This window comes from Microvirga sp. GN3 (genome assembly GCF_055792825.1).
Window position 1 is genome coordinate 1 of the sequence record NZ_JBVVAK010000358.1, and the last position, 1,708, is coordinate 1,708.

2 protein-coding genes are annotated in these 1,708 nt (G+C 57.5%); one reads left to right on the forward strand and one right to left on the reverse strand.

The features are described from left to right. Nucleotides 1-25: 25 nt before the first annotated feature. Nucleotides 26-790: a phosphoadenylyl-sulfate reductase gene (locus ACS5Q1_RS47765; protein WP_473104763.1), complete on the reverse strand. Its 765-nt coding sequence runs from the start codon at nt 788-790 to the stop codon at nt 26-28. A gap of 183 nt (nt 791-973) precedes the next feature. Here ACS5Q1_RS47765 and ACS5Q1_RS47770 point away from each other — a divergent pair, with 183 nt between their 5' ends. Further along, complete coding sequence (locus tag ACS5Q1_RS47770) at nt 974-1,435, forward strand: Lrp/AsnC family transcriptional regulator (RefSeq protein ID WP_473104764.1); 462 nt, start codon at nt 974-976, stop codon at nt 1,433-1,435. The last annotated feature ends 273 nt before the right edge of the window (nt 1,436-1,708 follow it).

A 1,708-nucleotide genomic window follows, 5' to 3' on the forward strand; every position in this document is an offset into this window, starting at 1 on the left:
CTTTGCGCGGCGCACGCTTTCTGCCTCACGCCCGCTGATCATGGGAATGCTCCTGAATTTGATGGGTCGGCCCGAGGTGCAGGCCGCACTCTTTCTTGGCCTCCTGCTCCCACCACCAGCGACCCGCACGCTCGGGTTCACCCAAACGGACCGCTCTGGTGCAGGGAGCACAGCCGATGGACGGGTATCCTTGGTCGTGAAGTGGGTTGTAAGGAACGGCGTTGTCAGTGACATACCTGACGAGATCCTGGCGGCTCCAATCCGCCAAGGGGTTGACCTTGATCAGGCCATAACCGTCGTCCCGAGACGCCAGCGGCACGGCAGCACGGAAGGCCGATTGTTCAGCACGCAGACCCGTGATCCAGCCTGCGGCCCCGGCGAGAGCCCGCCCCAGGGGCTCGACCTTGCGAACATCGCAGCAGGCTTTCCGCGCCTCGACCGAATGACGGAAACCGTTAATACCTTGGCGAGCCACCAAAACCTCCAGATCGGAGCGATCCGGACTGACCGCGTTGATCCGGCGGCCGTAACGCTCCTCCGTCTGCGCCCAGAGATCGTAGGTCTCAGGAAACAGCCGACCGGTATCCAGGGTCACGAGCTCGATGTGAATGTCGAGGCCAGCTCTGAAGATCGCATGGGTAACCGCCTGATCCTCGAGCCCGAAACTCGTTGTAAAGACCAGCCGGCCCACAATCGAACGCGAGGCGAGAGCCAGCCGTTCCGGGAGCCCTGCATCCGTCATGGCACGGGCCAAAGCGTCGGCCCCTCCGCCTCCTGATCCCAAACTCATCGTCAAACTCTCCAAAGCGCAAAATCGAACTTGTTCTTAATAACGAACGATGTCAAGGTCACGTCGTCCTGAGCCGGAGGGATGGCTGATCGACCAATAGGGCAAGTTATCCCAAGTAGAGAAGTTTATTCTCCAGAAGCCAGAACGAGAGAATTTCTATTCGACAAAAAGCTGGATGTAGAGATGGATCGCATCGACCGAAAAATTTTGGACCTTCTTCAGCAGAATGGCACACTTTCTGTTGCAGACATCGGCCATCGGGTCGGTTTGTCTCAAACGCCGTGCTGGAAGCGGATTCAGCGTCTTGAAGCCGAGGGCGTGATCCAGCGACGGGTCGCCCTTCTGGATCCGGACAAGCTAGGACTCGGCCTGACGGTCTTCGTGTGCATCGAAGCCGGTGACCATACCCAGGAAGCTATCGACCAGTTCATCAATGCGATTGCGACCATGAACGAGGTTGTAGAGTTCCACCGGATGGCCGGTGATGTCGACTACATCCTCCGCGTCGTTGTCTCGGACGTAAAGGCTTATGACTTGTTTTATAAGCGTTTGATCGGGATCGTTCCGCTCAAGAAAGTCAGCTCGCGCTTTAGTGTCGAGCGGGTAAAGTTCACGACGGCTCTACCGATCGAGACAACGGTGTAACGAAGATCTGCTCTCGTCATATATTCCCATGTTCATAGGTGAACAGAATTCTCTTCTCTCTTTTGAGGGCCCGAGGAAAGAAGTTTCCATCAGGTGTTGTTCTTTAAAAAGAACATTCCATTGACTTGCCCTGGGGCCCCGCGCGACATTCGAACCATGTCAGCATCAGCCCTTCTGCCCCAGACCGCGCCCTTCGGAGACGACGACCGGCTCAGCCTCGATCGAGTCCTGAGTGCAGCCTCCCCCATCCAGCGGGCATGGCTCGCCGGCTTT

Excerpts from the sequence above, each read along its gene's own strand:
- ACS5Q1_RS47770 (WP_473104764.1), top strand. The coding sequence starts at position 974 with ATGGATCGCATCGACCGAAAAATTTTGGACCTTCTTCAGCAGAATGGC.
- ACS5Q1_RS47765 (WP_473104763.1), bottom strand. The coding sequence starts at position 790 with ATGAGTTTGGGATCAGGAGGCGGAGGGGCCGACGCTTTGGCCCGTGCC.